The sequence below is a fragment of the Streptococcus pseudopneumoniae genome (assembly GCF_001072925.1).
Lineage (GTDB): Bacteria > Bacillota > Bacilli > Lactobacillales > Streptococcaceae > Streptococcus > Streptococcus pseudopneumoniae_Q.
In genome coordinates this window covers 1-17,687 of the sequence record NZ_JVHE01000097.1, presented here as the reverse complement: position 1 = coordinate 17,687, position 17,687 = coordinate 1, and the positions used below count along the sequence as shown (strand labels likewise).

Below are 17,687 nucleotides of genomic sequence, written 5' to 3'. Positions count from 1 at the left end.
TTCTGTTGTATTATTTTTTCTGAGCCAATAGTTGATTGATGTGGGCAACCTTCTTTGATTCTCTTTTATAGAGAATCGCCCAAATGATGAGATAGACGATGGCAAACTCTGGGATGAGTTGAAGGATGAAAGTCCAGCGAAGTGGAAACCAACCTGCCAGAATTGCTAGAGGAACAAAACCTAATAGCATGAGGAAGAAGTGAGTGACAGTAGCACGAAGAAGGCTCCAGTCTTTGGCAAAGAGACGGCTACCAAAACTAAAGAGGACTCCGATAGCTGCCCAGATGATAGAACAGTAGAGCAAAACTAGAGCGCCATGTACCTGTTGTTGGATCATGAATTGGCCAATCAAAGAGTTGGGGCTAAGTGGTGCATAGTTTCTTGGTGAATAGATAAAAGAAAAGATAACAGATAGGATGAGGCCGATGAGGACACCAGTTGTGGCATCGTGGAAAATTTGTTTTTTCATAGTTCTAATTTCTCCTTAATAGCTTTGAGGTAACGGCGAGATGAGTAGGTGAAACTGTCATTTTTTAGATAGATTTCAATCAAGCCGTTAGAGGTTAGTTTTAGATGACTAATAGCATCGATGTTGACAATTTCCGATTGGGAAATTTGGATAAAGGAAGCAGGTAGAATTTCACTTGCTTGGTAAAGACGAATGTCGAGCGCATAGGTTTGGCTATCCGTTTCAGCTAAGACTTTGCGATTTTCAATATATATACGTTGAATCTTACTAATCTGAATCAAGTAGACCTGGTCTTGGAATTTTCCTTTAAGAGTTTCGTTTTGATCCAGTGATTGAACAAAATCTTGAACTTTTTGAACTCTAGGGGACAAAGATGGTGCTTCTATGATGATTTGTTCTTCGGAGTATTGTTGATCAATGTCAAGTCTAACTTTCATATTTTCTCCTTTGTAAAAGTTGTAATAGAGATCTCTTACTTACAAATCTATTAAACACCATTTTGTTGACAATTACAAGAAGCTTTGTCTATGTGGTCGGTTGAAGAGTCTATCTGGCAGGTGATCGTTTTCATAGAATTTTTAGAGCAAAGAAGTCAAAAAATAAGAAGAAATATATTGACAAAAATAGAAAAAACGTGGTACAATAATAGACGGTACTTTTTACTTTTGGTCTCTCAAGAGTGTACAGGGACGTGCTGACAAATGTTGCAAAAGTACACACAGATGATAGCTGTCACCAAGTGTATCATCACCAAAAATAAAAAAAACACAGGAGAATGTAGATGCCTACAATTAACCAATTGGTTCGCAAACCGCGTAAATCAAAAGTAGAAAAATCTAAATCACCAGCTTTGAACGTTGGTTACAACAGTCATAAAAAAGTTCAAACAAACGTTTCTTCACCACAAAAACGTGGTGTTGCAACTCGTGTTGGAACTATGACACCTAAAAAACCTAACTCTGCCCTTCGTAAATTTGCTCGTGTACGTTTGAGCAACCTTATCGAAGTTACTGCCTACATCCCAGGTATCGGACACAACTTGCAAGAGCACAGTGTGGTGCTTCTTCGCGGTGGACGTGTAAAAGACCTTCCAGGGGTACGTTACCATATCGTCCGTGGTGCACTTGATACTGCAGGTGTTAACGATCGTAAACAAGGCCGTTCTAAATACGGTACTAAACGTCCGAAAAAAGCATAAGGAAAGGGGATAAAGAGAAATGAGTCGTAAAAATAGAGCTCCAAAACGTGACGTATTGCCAGATCCGCTTTACAATTCACAATTAGTTACTCGTCTTATCAACCGCGTTATGCTTGACGGTAAACGTGGTACAGCTGCTTCAATCGTTTACGGTGCTTTTGAACAAATCAAAGAAGTTACTGGTAACGATGCACTTGAAGTATTTGAAACAGCTATGGAAAACATCATGCCTGTACTTGAAGTACGTGCACGTCGTGTTGGTGGTTCTAACTACCAAGTCCCAGTTGAAGTTCGTCCAGAACGTCGTACAACACTTGGACTTCGTTGGTTGGTAACAATCGCTCGCCTTCGTGGTGAACACACAATGCAAGACCGTCTTGCAAAAGAAATCTTGGATGCTGCTAACAATACTGGTGCAGCAGTTAAGAAACGTGAAGACACTCACCGTATGGCTGAAGCTAACCGTGCCTTCGCACACTTCCGTTGGTAATAAAATGATACTAAGAGCGGCAAAGGCACAAGGCAAAAATAGGAAACTGATGCAGTGTTCCGTGAACACAAAGCGGTTTATCTTTTTTGCACCGGGCCTCGCTCGGGTTCAAATCAGTTAACTTGAGCTTTTAGCCCGGGTTCAATTTAGCTCGGTCAGCTCTTAGCTATAACTCAACTTACCATTTCGTAAGTTGAAACCAACAATAACAAGATAAACATTGAGAACGGGTAGGTCCTGCCTATCCGTTTTTATTAAATCGTGTTATAATAGAATAGAAATAAAAAATATAGGAGAAACAAACCTCATGGCACGCGAATTTTCACTTGAAAAAACTCGTAATATCGGTATCATGGCTCACGTCGATGCTGGTAAAACAACTACTACTGAGCGTATCCTTTACTACACTGGTAAAATCCACAAAATCGGTGAAACTCACGAAGGTGCGTCACAAATGGACTGGATGGAGCAAGAGCAAGAACGTGGTATCACTATCACATCTGCTGCGACAACAGCTCAATGGAACAACCACCGTGTAAACATCATCGACACACCAGGACACGTGGACTTCACAATCGAAGTACAACGTTCTCTTCGTGTATTGGACGGTGCGGTTACAGTTCTTGACTCACAATCAGGTGTTGAGCCTCAAACTGAAACAGTTTGGCGTCAAGCAACTGAGTACGGAGTTCCACGTATCGTATTTGCCAACAAAATGGACAAAATTGGTGCTGACTTCCTTTACTCAGTAAGCACACTTCACGATCGTCTTCAAGCAAACGCACACCCAATTCAATTGCCAATCGGTGCTGAAGATGACTTCCGTGGTATCATCGACTTGATCAAGATGAAAGCTGAAATCTATACTAACGACCTTGGTACAGATATCCTTGAAGAAGATATTCCAGCTGAATACCTTGAGCAAGCTCAAGAATACCGTGAAAAATTGATCGAAGCAGTTGCTGAAACTGATGAAGAATTGATGATGAAATACCTCGAAGGTGAAGAAATCACTAACGAAGAATTGAAAGCTGGTATCCGTAAAGCGACTATCAACGTTGAATTCTTCCCAGTATTGTGTGGTTCTGCCTTCAAGAACAAAGGTGTTCAATTGATGCTTGATGCGGTTATCGACTACCTTCCAAGCCCACTTGACATCCCAGCGATTAAAGGTATCAACCCAGATACAGATGAAGAAGAAACTCGTCCTGCATCTGATGAAGAGCCATTTGCAGCTCTTGCCTTCAAGATCATGACTGACCCATTCGTAGGTCGTTTGACATTCTTCCGTGTTTACTCAGGTGTTCTTCAATCAGGTTCTTACGTATTGAACACTTCTAAAGGTAAACGTGAACGTATCGGACGTATCCTTCAAATGCACGCTAACAGCCGTCAAGAAATCGACACTGTTTACTCAGGTGATATCGCTGCTGCCGTTGGTTTGAAAGACACTACAACTGGTGACTCATTGACAGATGAAAAAGCTAAAATCATCCTTGAGTCAATCAACGTTCCAGAACCAGTTATCCAATTGATGGTTGAGCCTAAATCTAAAGCAGACCAAGATAAGATGGGTATCGCCCTTCAAAAATTGGCTGAAGAAGATCCAACATTCCGCGTTGAAACTAACGTTGAAACTGGTGAAACAGTTATCTCTGGTATGGGTGAGCTTCACCTTGATGTCCTTGTTGACCGTATGCGTCGTGAGTTCAAAGTTGAAGCGAACGTAGGTGCTCCTCAAGTATCTTACCGTGAAACATTCCGCGCTTCTACTCAAGCACGTGGATTCTTCAAACGTCAGTCTGGTGGTAAAGGTCAGTTCGGTGATGTATGGATTGAATTTACTCCAAACGAAGAAGGAAAAGGATTCGAATTCGAAAACGCAATCGTCGGTGGTGTGGTTCCTCGTGAATTTATCCCAGCGGTTGAAAAAGGTTTGGTAGAATCTATGGCTAACGGTGTTCTTGCTGGTTACCCAATGGTTGACGTTAAAGCTAAGCTTTACGATGGTTCATACCACGATGTCGACTCATCTGAAACTGCCTTCAAGATCGCTGCATCTCTTGCACTTAAAGAAGCTGCTAAGACTGCACAACCAGCTATCCTTGAACCAATGATGCTTGTAACAATCACTGTTCCAGAAGAAAACCTTGGTGATGTTATGGGTCACGTAACTGCTCGTCGTGGACGTGTAGATGGTATGGAAGCACACGGTAACAGCCAAATCGTTCGTGCTTACGTTCCACTTGCTGAAATGTTCGGTTATGCAACAGTTCTTCGTTCTGCATCACAAGGACGTGGTACATTTATGATGGTATTCGACCACTACGAAGATGTACCTAAGTCAGTACAAGAAGAAATCATTAAGAAAAACAAAGGTGAAGAATAATTCACCGTCACTTTAAAAGAAGTCACTTTGTGGCTTCTTTTTCTGTTTGGTAGAAATAGGTAAAAGTGCCTCAAATATGGTAAAATAGAAGGAGTATATTGTGAGGAAAATGGATGTCAACCACTTTTGAAATTTTAATGAATCAGTTGGGAATACCCGCTGAAATGAGTAATCATGAGGCCTTCTCTCAGGCTGAAATAGAACAAGTTATTGTTCATAAACGAAGTAAAGTTTGGGAGTTTCGTTTTGTTTTTGAAAATATCTTGCCTTTTGAACTTTTTCTAGAGTTGAAAAGGGGCTTAAAAGAAGAATTCTCAAAAACAGGAAATCAGGCTAGTTTTGAGATAAAAACGAGAAATCAGGAATTTTCTAGAGAACTTTTACAAGCCTACTATCGAGAGGCTTTTTCGGAAGGTCCTTGTGCTAGTCAAGGTTTTCGTTCTATTTATCAGAATTTTCAGGTTCGCTTTGAAAATGACCAGTTAATCATTGAAGCTTCAGAAGCGGCAGATACAGAGCATTTTAGAAAAAATCATCTGCCGAATCTTAGCAAACAGCTGGAACTTTTTGGTTTTCCTAAACTTTCTTGCATCTTAGAAAAAAATGAAGATCTCACGAGGGAAGAGCAAGAAGCCTTTCAGACGGAAAATCAAATGATTATTCAAGCAGCCAATGAAGAAACTCTTCGCGCTATGGAACAGTTAGAACAGATGGCCCCGCCTCCTCCAGTTGAGGACAAACCTGTCTTTGATTTTCAAGCCAAGAAGGCAGCTGCTAAGCCTAAACTTGATAAGGCAGAGATTACTCCTATGATCGAGGTCAATACCGAAGAAAATAGATTGGTTTTTGAAGGAGTTGTCTTTGATGTTGAGCATAAGGTGACGAGAACAGGTCGTGTCTTGATTAACTTTAAGATGACGGACTATACTTCCAGTTTCTCTATGCAAAAATGGGTCAAAAATGAAGAAGAAGCTCAGAAGTTTGACATGATCAAGAAAAATTCTTGGCTCCGTGTTCGAGGAAATGTCGAGGTCAATAATTTCACGCGAGACCTGACCATGAATGTGCAAGATGTGCAGGAAGTTGTTCACTATGAGCGTAAGGACTTGATGCCAGAAGGTGAGTATCGCGTTGAGTTTCATGCCCATACCAACATGTCGACCATGGATGCTCTTCCTGAGGTCGAGGAAATCGTTGCGACAGCTGCCAAATGGGGTCATAAAGCAGTAGCAATCACAGATCACGGCAATGTTCAGTCTTTCCCTCATGGTTATAAGGCGGCCAAGAAAGCTGGTATTCAGCTCATTTATGGAATGGAAGCTAATATCGTAGAAGACCGTGTTCCTATCGTCTATAACGAAGTGGAGATGGATCTTTCTGAAGCTACCTATGTAGTCTTTGACGTGGAAACGACAGGCCTATCAGCTATCTATAATGACTTGATTCAGGTGGCGGCTTCCAAGATGTATAAGGGCAATATCATTGCTGAGTTTGATGAATTTATCAATCCTGGACACCCCTTATCAGCTTTTACTACTGAGTTGACTGGAATTACTGACGATCATGTAAAAAATGCCAAACCCTTGATTCAAGTTCTGAAAGAATTCCAAGAATTCTGTAAAGATACCGTTCTTGTAGCCCACAATGCAACCTTTGACGTTGGCTTTATGAATGCTAACTACGAGCGTCATGGACTTCCAAAAATTAGCCAACCTGTCATCGATACGCTAGAGTTCGCAAGAAATCTCTATCCTGAGTACAAACGCCACGGTTTGGGTCCCTTAACCAAACGTTTTGGCGTAGCTCTAGAACACCACCATATGGCCAACTATGATGCGGAAGCAACTGGCCGTCTGCTCTTTATCTTTATCAAGGAAGTGGCAGAAAAACATGGTGTGACAGATTTGGCACGATTAAACCTTGATTTAATCAGCCCAGATTCCTATAAAAAAGCTCGCGTCAAGCATGCGACCATCTATGTGAAAAATCAAGTGGGCTTAAAAAATATCTTTAAGCTGGTTTCTCTCTCAAATACCCAGTATTTTGAAGGAGTTCCACGAATTCCACGTACGGTTCTGGATGCCCATCGAGAAGGTTTAATCTTGGGTTCTGCTTGTACAGAAGGAGAAGTCTTTGATGCAGTCGTATCACAAGGTGTAGATGCGGCAGTCGAAGTAGCTAAATACTATGACTTTATCGAGGTGATGCCTCCAGCTATCTATGCACCTCTGATTGCCAAAGAGCAGGTTAAGGACATGGAGGAGCTTCAGACCATTATCAAGAGCTTGATTGAGGTCGGAGACCGTCTCGGTAAGCCAGTTCTTGCGACAGGAAATGTCCACTACATCGAACCAGAGGATGAGATTTATCGTGAGATTATCGTGCGAAGTCTAGGTCAGGGTGCCATGATTAACCGAACTATCGGCCATGGAGAAGCTGCCCAACCAGCTCCGCTACCCAAGGCACACTTTAGAACAACCAATGAAATGTTGGATGAGTTTGCCTTTCTAGGAGAAGATTTGGCTCGTAAGATTGTCATTGAAAATACTAATGCCTTGGCAGAAATCTTTGAGCCTGTCGAGGTTGTTAAAGGCGACTTATATACACCGTTCATTGACCAAGCTGAAGAAACGGTCGCCGAGTTAACCTATAAAAAAGCTTTTGAAATCTATGGAAATCCACTACCTGATATCGTTGATCTACGGATTGAAAAGGAATTGACCTCTATCTTGGGGAATGGTTTCGCCGTAATTTATCTGGCTTCACAGATGCTAGTGCATCGTTCCAACGAACGAGGTTATTTGGTTGGTTCCCGTGGGTCTGTTGGATCTAGTTTCGTTGCGACCATGATTGGAATTACCGAGGTCAATCCGCTCTCTCCTCACTATGTCTGTGGTCAGTGTCAGTACAGTGAGTTTATCACAGATGGTTCTTACGGTTCAGGTTTTGATATGCCCAATAAGGACTGTCCAAACTGTGGCTACAAACTCAGCAAAAATGGCCAGGATATTCCTTTCGAGACCTTCCTTGGTTTTGATGGGGATAAAGTACCTGATATCGATTTGAACTTCTCAGGTGAAGACCAACCGAGCGCACATTTGGATGTTCGTGATATCTTCGGGGAAGAATATGCCTTCCGTGCAGGAACGGTTGGTACGGTGGCTGCTAAGACAGCCTATGGATTTGTCAAGGGTTACGAGCGTGACTATGGCAAATTCTACCGAGAAGCCGAAGTTGAGCGCCTAGCCCAAGGAGCTGCTGGTGTTAAACGTACGACCGGTCAACACCCAGGAGGAATCGTTGTTATCCCTAATTATATGGATGTCTATGACTTTACTCCAGTGCAGTATCCTGCAGATGATGTAACTGCTGAATGGCAGACCACTCACTTTAACTTCCACGATATCGATGAGAACGTCCTCAAGCTCGATGTCCTTGGACATGATGATCCGACAATGATTCGCAAGCTCCAGGACTTGTCAGGCATTGATCCAAATGATATCCCTATGGATGATCCTGGTGTCATGGCCCTCTTCTCGGGTACAGATATCCTGGGAGTGACACCTGAACAAATCGGCACTTCGACCGGTATGCTTGGAATTCCAGAGTTTGGGACCAACTTTGTTCGCGGAATGGTGGATGAAACTCATCCGACGACCTTTGCGGAGTTACTTCAGCTTTCTGGTCTGTCTCATGGTACCGACGTTTGGTTGGGAAATGCCCAAGACTTGATTAAGGCTGGAATTGCGGACCTATCAACCGTTATCGGATGTCGGGATGACATCATGGTTTACCTCATGCACGCTGGCCTGGATCCAAAGATGGCCTTTACCATCATGGAGCGTGTACGTAAGGGATTGTGGCTTAAAATCTCAGAAGAAGAGCGCAATGGTTATATCGAAGCTATGAAGGCTAACAATGTACCTGAGTGGTATATCGAATCTTGTGGGAAAATTAAGTACATGTTCCCTAAAGCCCATGCGGCAGCCTACGTTATGATGGCCCTTCGCGTGGCCTACTTCAAGGTTCACCATCCGATTTATTATTACTGTGCTTACTTCTCCATCCGTGCCAAGGCCTTTGATATCAAGACCATGGGTGCAGGCTTGGAAGCTATCAAACGCAAGATGCAAGAAATTGCTGAGAAGCGCAAGAACAATGAAGCTTCCAACGTGGAAATCGACCTCTATACAACGCTTGAAATCGTCAACGAGATGTGGGAACGTGGCTTCAAATTTGGCAAGTTGGACCTCTATCGCAGTGATGCGACTGAATTTATCATTGATGGAGACACCCTCATCCCACCATTTGTCGCTATGGATGGTCTAGGAGAGAACGTTGCCAAGCAATTGGTTCGTGCTCGTCAAGAGGGAGAATTCCTCTCTAAAACCGAACTACGCAAGCGTGGTGGACTCTCATCAACCTTGGTTGAAAAGATGGACGAAATGGGAATTCTCGGTAATATGCCAGAGGACAACCAGTTGAGTCTGTTTGATGATTTGTTTTAATAGTTTGAAATGTCTTGTGTAGGTTTGAGGTTGTATCATGATGGAAAAGAAAAAAAGAGCAACACCCTGGAAACCAGGGAAAGTCATTTCTATACGTTTGCGAAATGGCGTTTACGTATTAGCACAAATGGTGCGTGATCCCTATCTGGTATTTTTCAACCATTTTAACGAAGAAAATACCTGGAAGGGAGTGACCTTGAAAGAGGAGGATATCCTTTTTTGTAAAGCAGTTACTCGTCAGTTTCTACGCTATAGTCCTGTAGCGATTGTCAAAGAAATTAACCCCCTGTTAGATTATGGACTACCCAAAGAATGGATCTATAGCCATATTGGAGGGCATCCTATTACTGTTTCGGTAAAGGGACGGGAGCGCCAAGTAGCTGGTTTTGGTCGACGCTGTTCTTTAGTTCTAGCGGATAAGGACAGTGGTCAACCGGAGGATAATCCACTTATGGGCCTCTTCCAAGCTTATATCATACCAGATATCAAAGAACAGGATTGGGAACGAGTAGGTCAGGCTGAACACATGTCCATTGAAGTATTTCCAACACTCAATGAGCGTCTCTACCTTTGCTATCTTTATGGGAAAAATATAAATCCAGAACAAGATATCTCTTTGGGAAAGCCCCTGCTTGATGACTATGAAACTTATGTAGATATCCTCACTAACAGCCCAGAGGCTCAACGTCTCTATCTAGGAGAGTACGAAGAATAAGAAAGGACATTTGATGAAACTTAGAATTTTTGCGGAAAACAAGCCAGCTCAAAAAGTTTTTGAATATCAGTTAGAACTTGTTGATCAGACAATTCTTCTATCGACAGCACTCTTGTCAGGTGCTATTGCTTTGGCAGGATTATTTTCTGCTTTGAAAGAAAAATAAAAATAGAAAAGAGAAAACAAGAATGGTTTTACCAAATTTTAAAGAAAATCTAGAAAAATATGCTAAGTTGTTGGTTGCAAACGGTGTGAATGTGCAACCTGGTCATACCTTGGCTCTCTCAATCGATGTGGAGCAACGTGAGTTGGCTCACTTAATCGTTAAAGAGGCTTATGCACTTGGTGCACACGAAGTTATCGTTCAATGGGCAGATGACTTTGTGAATCGTGAGAAATTCCTTCACGCGCCACTAGAGCGTTTGGACAATGTACCAGAATACAAGATTGCTGAGATGAATTACCTTCTTGAAAACAAAGCAAGTCGTCTCGGTGTTCGTTCTTCTGACCCAGGTGCCTTGAACGGAGTTGATGCAGAAAAACTTTCAGCTTCCGCCAAAGCTATGGGAATTGCCATGAAACCAATGCGTATCGCAACTCAATCCAACAAGGTTAGTTGGACTGTTGCTGCTGCAGCTGGACTCGAGTGGGCTAAGAAGGTCTTTCCAAATGCAGCGAGCGACGAAGAAGCAGTGGATCTCCTTTGGGACCAAATCTTCAAGACTTGCCGTATCTACGAAGAAGACCCAGTTAAGGCTTGGGAAGAACATGCAGCTATCTTGAAGAGCAAGGCAGAGATGCTCAACAAAGAACAATTCTCAGCCCTTCACTACACAGCACCTGGAACTGATTTGACACTTGGCTTGCCGAAGAACCACGTTTGGGAATCAGCCGGTGCTATCAATGCTCAAGGCGAAGGTTTCTTGCCAAATATGCCAACAGAAGAGGTCTTTACAGCCCCTGATTTCCGTCGCGCAGATGGTTATGTAACGTCTACAAAACCTCTTAGCTACAATGGAAATATCATCGAAGGCATCAAAGTGACCTTTGAAAATGGTCAAATCGTTGATATCACAGCTGAAAAGGGTGATCAAGTAATGAAGGACCTCGTCTTTAAGAATGCTGGTGCGCGTGCCTTGGGTGAATGTGCCTTGGTACCAGATCCAAGTCCAATTTCTCAGTCAGGTATTACCTTCTTTAACACCCTTTTTGACGAAAATGCTTCTAACCACTTGGCTATCGGTGCAGCCTATGCAACGAGCGTTGTTGGCGGAGCAGAGATGAGCGAAGAAGAGCTAGAAGCTGCAGGACTTAATCGTTCAGATGTTCACGTAGACTTTATGATTGGTTCTAACCAAATGGATATCGATGGTATCCGTGAGGATGGGACACGCGTACCACTCTTCCGTAATGGAGATTGGGCAATTTAAGGAGAAACTATGATTGGAAGTATGTTTGTCGGGCTTTTAATCGGACTATTAGCAGGAGCTATCACCAATCGTGGAGAACGGATGGGATGCTTCGGGAAAATGTTTCTCGGCTGGATTGGTGCCTTTTTAGGACAATTAATTTTTGGTTCTTGGGGACCAAGCTTAAGCGGTACAGCCATTATCCCATCAGTTTTAGGAGCCATGATTTTATTAGCCATCTTCTGGGAAAGAGGAAGCTAAGTTTCGATTAAAAAGCTTGTATAATAATAAAGATTAAAGGAGGTTGGAATTGTTTCAACCTCTTTTTAAAGTGCTAGATAAGGTCATTTGAAAGCACTCATCTAAGCTTTGCCACAGAGCTTTCAGTGACTGGTTCTTTTTATATTGCCTCAAGTATGGTACAATAAAAACATGAGAATTCAACAATTACACTATATTATCAAAATTGTAGAGACTGGTTCGATGAATGAAGCTGCCAAGCAACTTTTCATTACGCAGCCCAGTCTATCAAATGCAGTTCGTGACCTAGAAAATGAGATGGGGATTGAGATTTTTATCCGAAATCCTAAGGGAATTACCCTCACACGTGATGGGATGGAGTTTTTGTCCTATGCCCGTCAGGTTGTCGAACAAACCCAACTCCTAGAAGAACGCTATAAGAACCCAATCGCTCATCGTGAGCTTTTTAGTGTGTCTTCGCAACACTATGCCTTCGTAGTCAATGCCTTTGTTTCCTTGCTCAAGAAGAGCGATATGGAAAAGTACGAGCTTTTTTTGCGTGAAACCAGAACCTGGGAAATCATCGACGACGTCAAGAACTTCCGTAGTGAAGTCGGAGTCCTCTTTTTAAATAGCTATAACCGTGATGTCCTTTCTAAGATGTTGGATGATAACCATCTAGTTGCTCACCATCTCTTTACAGCCCAACCTCATATCTTTGTCAGCAAGACCAATCCTCTTGCTAAAAAAGACAAGGTGCAGTTGGCAGACCTAGAAGACTTCCCTTACTTGAGCTATGATCAAGGAACCCATAATTCCTTCTATTTCTCAGAGGAGATTTTGTCTCAGGAACACCACAAGAAATCCATCGTTGTTAGTGACCGTGCGACCTTGTTCAATCTCTTGATTGGTTTGGACGGCTATACCATCGCGACTGGTATCCTTAATAGTAACCTCAATGGAGACAATATTGTTTCGATTCCACTTGATATTGATGATCCGATTGAGCTGGTTTATATCCAGCATGAGAAAACTAGCTTATCTAAGATGGGTGAACGCTTCATCGAGTATTTGCTTGAAGAAGTTCGTTTTGATAGCTAATCGTAAGTACATTAGAAAAGAAAAGGAAATATGACTACAATGAATACCAATGATTTTGATTTTCACTTGCCTGAGGAGTTGATTGCACAAACACCTCTGGAAAAGCGCGATGCCTCTAAACTCTTGATAGTCAATCGCAAAACAGGGGAATTTCAAGATCGCCATTTTCACTCTATTATTGAAATGCTAGAGCCAGGTGATGCCCTGGTTATGAATGACACCCGCGTACTACCAGCGCGACTTCATGGTCAAAAGGAAGAAACAGGGGGCCATGTTGAACTCTTGCTCTTGAAAAATACAGCAGGAGACGAATGGGAAGTCTTGGCAAAACCTGCTAAACGTCTCAAGGTCGGAGCTAGAGTTGTCTTTGGCGATGGTCGGCTAAGCGCAGTTGTGACTGAGGAATTGACCCATGGTGGCCGTATTGTGCGTTTTGAATATGAAGGAATTTTCCTAGAAGTACTTGAAAGTCTTGGAGAAATGCCACTGCCTCCTTATATCCATGAAAAGTTGGATGACCGTGAACGTTACCAGACAGTCTATGCCAAGGAGAGCGGCTCAGCGGCTGCCCCAACTGCAGGCCTGCATTTTACCAAGGAATTACTGGAAGAAATCCAGCAAAAAGGGGTTCACCTAGTCTACCTGACCTTGCACGTTGGACTTGGGACCTTTAGACCTGTTTCCGTAGATAATCTGGATGAGCACGAGATGCACTCAGAGTTTTATCAATTGTCTGAAGAAGCTGCTGCGACCTTGCGACAGGTCAAAGAAAATGGGGGTCGTGTCATTGCGGTTGGAACAACCTCTATCCGTACACTAGAAACCATCGGAAGCAAGTTTGATGGGCAAATCCAAGCAGACTCTGGCTGGACCAATATCTTTATCAAACCAGGCTATGACTGGAAGGTTGTGGATGCTTTTTCTACGAATTTCCATTTGCCTAAGTCTACCTTGGTCATGCTCGTTTCTGCCTTTGCAGGCCGTGAATTGGTCTTAGAAGCCTACCAACATGCTATCGACCAAAAATACCGTTTCTTTAGCTTTGGCGATGCCATGTTTATCTATTAAAGCTTTTGAAAAATCAAAGAAGATATAAAGAGAGACTGATTCATTCTTGGATCAGTTTTTTGCTTGATCTTACACAAAGTTACCAAAATAACTATTGAATTATAGACAAATAAATGATACACTGAAGACTAGGGCTTGGCCGTCAAAAATATATGTAATTTCGGACTAGCCATTTTAGACTCAGACTAAACTGGGTCATCATTTTAAAAGGAGATTATCATGAAAAAAACATTGAGCTACACCAGTCTTTCAGCTCTTGCCTTGTTGGCTGTGGTGACACTTGCTGCTTGTGGAGGAAATACTGAAAAAACTACAGCATCTTCAAGCAAAGAGGCTTCTTCCTCTAAAGTAACTAAGGAGTCATCAAGTAAAACAGAAGCTAGTCAAAAAGAGGAGCCGAAGTCTGAAACGAGTCCATCAAGTTCCGCAAGCACTCAAACGGATAAGAAGGAAGAGAAGAAAAAGTCGCCAGAAGCTTACGCAAAATTTCTTGGAACATGGGAAAACTATGCTGGAACAACTGCTACAGTCACAGCTGATGGAATCGTGACCATTCAAAGTTCAAAAGGAACCTTCCAGTATGAAATGGGCCAAGTAGAGGAAAAAGATGGCTACTACTCAACAGGAATCCATCTTGTCGATGGTGGAGAAGGTGCACGCCTTATCTTTACACCAGCAGGTGTAGCAAATGAATTGACAGGTACGGATGGCAGCCAAGACGTCTTGGCAATCGGCCAATCACCAAGCGACAAAGATAGTCATTTTTACCGAAATTAAGAATGAAAAAAGAAAAAATGAGCCAAATCGACGGCTCGCTTTTTGAGTGGTGAAAAGTATGGATGAGATTGATTTGACAAGTAAAAAAGCCTTGATTCCAAGACTTTTTCCTGTTGTTTAGATGCCCCTGCATAATTTTTGAAGAGTTTTCATGTTGAAAATAATCAAAACTATTGAAATAAGTAAAAAGTTGAATTATAGTGAGTATTGTGTCACAATAGGTAATATATAAATAATTAATGGAATGGATATAATTCTTTCCTACCTTTACAAGAAGGATTGGTTGCACCTTTTTTATCTAGCAATTATGGTTAGCTTTCAAGTTTAGCTAGTTTTTAAAAGCTCTGATTTCGACTCAATAAAACAAATTTCAGAAGTGCAAAAGACAAGATGGTGACATTGCTACAGTCAGTCGCCATGTCTTGCTGGCACAGGCTGTTTGTGCCGTCAGCTATTTACCAGTCAATTTGATCAAAGGGCTTAATTATTATTTTTGAAAGGTCTTTTATGGAAAAAATTCTTTCTTTAGGTCTGACAGGTAAGAAATTACTTGTTCAGGGTTTCTTGTTTGTTCTGCTAGGTCTTATCTTGATGGTCACGGGAACTTGGTTGCCAGTGACGGTTATTCGACTGGTTCTGTTTTTAGCTTGGATAGCAACGGTCTTAGATTTAGTATTACGTATTTTCAAAAAAAGTCAGTCAACGGACACCTTGGGAGTTGCACTGGTTAAATTGTTAGTGATGGGATATTTGCTAGGCTCGAATCTTGCTACTGATGTGCCAATTTATATTTTGGCTCTTGTGATTGGAATTTATCAGATTTTTCATGCTAGTATCAACCTTGTCACCTATGTTCTCTACCGCAAAAACAAAATTCGACCTCGTTTTCGTTTCTTACTAGATGGTCTCGTACTAGTTTTTCTTGGTGGGACTAGTCTTTTGTCCTCTACGGGAAATTCTGTCTTTCAACTCTTTGTTTTAGGGGCTTATTTTTTCCTTTATGGTGTGTCCAATATCCGTGACGGTTTCTTGTTTGAGGGGGAAATTGGGAAAAACCATCTCAAACGTCGTGTAAGAATGAGCTTACCTATTGTCCTAGCCGCTCTCATCCCTGCAAGTACTTTAGCAAAAATCAACAAATTCATGCAGGAAAATGCTGATGAGAGAGAGGATATCCATCTTGGAATGGTGAAGTCTGGTAAGACAGCGGAGCTTGAAATTTTTATTCATACAGCTGAGACCTCTCTGTTTTCGGCAATTGGTCATGTGGATATCTGCTATCAAGGCCGTGTTATTTCTTATGGCAACTATGATCCGTCTTCTGAGACCTTATTTGGCATGGTAGGAGATGGTGTCTTATATTTCTGTGATCGTGACAAGTACATTGACCTATGTAAACGGGAGAGTCAAAAAACGCTATTTGGTTACGGAATAGATTTGACACCGGAAATGGAAGAAGCGGTTCAGGAAAAATTAGCTGAATTGAAACAACTGACGATTCCATGGGAGCCAAGCGCAGATAAAATTAAAACGGAAGATGGTAAGGAAGACTACACCTACGCTTATAAAATCAGACATGAGACGGATGGGGAACTTTATAAATTTATCAAATCTAAGTTTAAATCCTACTTTGTCTTGTCCACAAACTGTGTGCTCTTGGCTGATACCATAGTCGGTCAAGCTGGAACAGATATCCTCTCACCAAAAGGATTTATCGCACCAGGAACTTATCAAGCCTACCTTGACCGAGAGTTTGAAAAACCAAATAGTATAGTCGTATCTAAACATGTTTATTAAGGAGAATTTATGAAGTTAGTTAGAAAATACACCCCGTTAATCCTTTTTATAGGGCTGGTTGCTCTTGTGATTCTGAATGCATCGAGCTTTATATCAGGAGCAATCTCTCTTTTTGATGTAACATCAACCTTGATTTATGGTGCTGTTATTGCTTTTGTGCTTAATGTTCCTATGAAAAAAATTGAACAGTACTTAGTTAAATTGAAGGTAAAGGCAGAGTTGCGTCGTCCGATTGCCATGGTACTTGTTTTCCTAGCTCTTATCTTAATCGTGATTGCTCTTTTGGTTTTGGTGCTGCCAACCCTAGCTCAGACTATTAGTCAGCTGGGAACAGTCCTTTCAACAGTCCTGACTCAACTTGGGAAATTGCTAGGCAGCTCGGAATTTGTAACCAAAGACATGTTGTCAACTATCGTATCAGGCATACAGGGACAATCTAGTTCTATTAGCCAAGCTTTGATAGGTTTTTTATCAGGTCTGACTAGTAATATCGGCAATATTTTTTCAAGTTTGATGAATGCCTTTTTGATTATAGTCTTCACCTTTTTATTTTTATCCAGTAAGGAACATTTGGCAGCGATGACGAGTCGACTTCTAAAAGTTTTTCTTCCAGAGAAGGTGGTGATAAAGTTGACTTACATTGGACAAGTAGCACTAGAGACTTATGACCAATTTTTGATGAGTCAGCTGATTGAAGCAGTTATCATAGGAGTTATGATAGCGGTTGGTTACAGCATGTTTGGGATACCCTATGGAGTAATGACAGGTATCTTTGCAGGAGTGCTATCGTTCATTCCTTATGTAGGGCCTATGATTGCTTGTGTTGTGGGAGCGATTTTTATCTTCACAGTGAGTCCTACTCAAGCCTTACTTTCTCTTCTTCTATATCAAGTTATACAGCTGATTGAAGGAAACCTTATTTATCCAAAAGTTGTAGGTCAGTCTATTGGTTTGCCAGCTCTTTTCACACTTGCAGCAGCTAGTATCGGAGGGAATCTTTTCGGACTGCTTGGAATGATATTCTTTACCCCCGTATTTGCTGTTATCTATCGACTGGTTAAAGAATTTGTCGTCGCAAAGGAAAATCAGGTAGATTGAGAAAGACTGAATTTAATAAGATATACTAAGAAGAGAGTGAAAGATTCTCTTCTCTTTTATTTCTAAATGACTTGCTCTTGTTCTGTTGCGAAAATTTATGAATTCATAATAGCCCATTTTAATCTCTATGCGGATTGGCCATGTAATATGGGCACAAATTAGTATAGTTTAGTTAATTATAGACTAGCTCTGTACTGTAAAAAACAGTTGGTCTTATCAAATATTGCTAGCAATTGATTGAGAATAAATGATAAGTTTGATAAGGTTGGAAAACCTTTATAATGATTTGCTACAAAAAGTTATTTGACATCAAAAAAGCCTTGATTTCAAGGCTTTTTCCTGTTGTTTAGATGCCCCCTGCATGAATTTGTAAGAACTTTTCATATTGAAAATAAACAAAAATGTTGAAATATAGCTGATTTTAGGGA

At 41.5% G+C, this 17,687-nt stretch carries 15 protein-coding genes; 13 read left to right on the top strand and 2 right to left on the bottom strand.

Going from position 1 to position 17,687, the window contains the following annotated elements; translation table 11 throughout:
- Window positions 1-10 precede the first annotated feature (10 nt).
- Window positions 11-469, bottom strand: coding sequence for a DUF3021 domain-containing protein (locus ADH81_RS06110; protein ID WP_049527302.1), 459 nt, complete (start codon window positions 467-469; stop codon window positions 11-13).
- Window positions 466-906, bottom strand: a complete 441-nt coding sequence (locus tag ADH81_RS06105) for a LytTR family DNA-binding domain-containing protein (protein WP_049527299.1) — start codon at window positions 904-906, stop codon at window positions 466-468. Before ADH81_RS06105 ends, ADH81_RS06110 begins: the two co-directional genes overlap by 4 nt.
- A 344-nt stretch (window positions 907-1,250) precedes the next feature.
- On the opposite strand from ADH81_RS06105, the gene rpsL reads away from it, so the two are divergent.
- The 13 genes from rpsL (at window position 1,251) to ADH81_RS06040 (ending at window position 17,259) form a co-directional block, all read left to right on the top strand.
- A complete protein-coding gene (gene rpsL / locus ADH81_RS06100) occupies window positions 1,251-1,667 on the top strand; it encodes a 30S ribosomal protein S12 (protein ID WP_001142333.1) in 417 nt (138 codons plus the stop codon).
- A gap of 19 nt (window positions 1,668-1,686) precedes the next feature.
- Complete coding sequence (rpsG, locus tag ADH81_RS06095; RefSeq protein WP_000087876.1) at window positions 1,687-2,157, top strand: 30S ribosomal protein S7; 471 nt, start codon at window positions 1,687-1,689, stop codon at window positions 2,155-2,157.
- Window positions 2,158-2,464: 307 nt separating this feature from the next.
- Window positions 2,465-4,546, top strand: coding sequence for an elongation factor G (fusA, locus tag ADH81_RS06090; protein WP_049527297.1), 2,082 nt, complete (start codon window positions 2,465-2,467; stop codon window positions 4,544-4,546).
- Window positions 4,547-4,659: 113 nt separating this feature from the next.
- Complete coding sequence (locus ADH81_RS06085; protein ID WP_049527295.1) at window positions 4,660-9,054, top strand: PolC-type DNA polymerase III; 4,395 nt, start codon at window positions 4,660-4,662, stop codon at window positions 9,052-9,054.
- 37 nt (window positions 9,055-9,091) lie between these two features.
- A complete protein-coding gene (locus ADH81_RS06080; protein ID WP_049527292.1) occupies window positions 9,092-9,769 on the top strand; it encodes a hypothetical protein in 678 nt (225 codons plus the stop codon).
- 13 nt (window positions 9,770-9,782) lie between these two features.
- A complete protein-coding gene (locus tag ADH81_RS11325; RefSeq protein WP_000776639.1) occupies window positions 9,783-9,935 on the top strand; it encodes a hypothetical protein in 153 nt (50 codons plus the stop codon).
- A gap of 22 nt (window positions 9,936-9,957) precedes the next feature.
- Entirely contained in the window at window positions 9,958-11,199 is a 1,242-nt protein-coding gene (locus tag ADH81_RS06070; protein WP_045763099.1) for an aminopeptidase, read from the top strand.
- 9 nt (window positions 11,200-11,208) lie between these two features.
- Window positions 11,209-11,439 (top strand): GlsB/YeaQ/YmgE family stress response membrane protein, encoded by a 231-nt coding sequence (locus tag ADH81_RS06065; protein ID WP_049504434.1) that lies wholly within the window; start codon window positions 11,209-11,211, stop codon window positions 11,437-11,439.
- Between the two features lie 171 nt (window positions 11,440-11,610).
- Complete coding sequence (locus tag ADH81_RS06060; protein WP_025171295.1) at window positions 11,611-12,519, top strand: LysR family transcriptional regulator; 909 nt, start codon at window positions 11,611-11,613, stop codon at window positions 12,517-12,519.
- A gap of 39 nt (window positions 12,520-12,558) precedes the next feature.
- Window positions 12,559-13,587 carry a tRNA preQ1(34) S-adenosylmethionine ribosyltransferase-isomerase QueA gene (queA, locus tag ADH81_RS06055; RefSeq protein WP_001095263.1) on the top strand — a complete coding sequence of 343 codons (1,029 nt, stop codon included), beginning with the start codon at window positions 12,559-12,561 and terminating at the stop codon, window positions 13,585-13,587.
- A gap of 219 nt (window positions 13,588-13,806) precedes the next feature.
- Window positions 13,807-14,364 (top strand): hypothetical protein, encoded by a 558-nt coding sequence (locus ADH81_RS06050; RefSeq protein WP_000753298.1) that lies wholly within the window; start codon window positions 13,807-13,809, stop codon window positions 14,362-14,364.
- Between the two features lie 507 nt (window positions 14,365-14,871).
- On the top strand, window positions 14,872-16,161 hold the full coding sequence (locus ADH81_RS06045) for a membrane protein (RefSeq protein ID WP_049527288.1): 1,290 nt from the start codon (window positions 14,872-14,874) through the stop codon (window positions 16,159-16,161).
- 9 nt (window positions 16,162-16,170) lie between these two features.
- A complete protein-coding gene (locus ADH81_RS06040; protein ID WP_049527285.1) occupies window positions 16,171-17,259 on the top strand; it encodes an AI-2E family transporter in 1,089 nt (362 codons plus the stop codon).
- Window positions 17,260-17,687 lie beyond the last annotated feature (428 nt).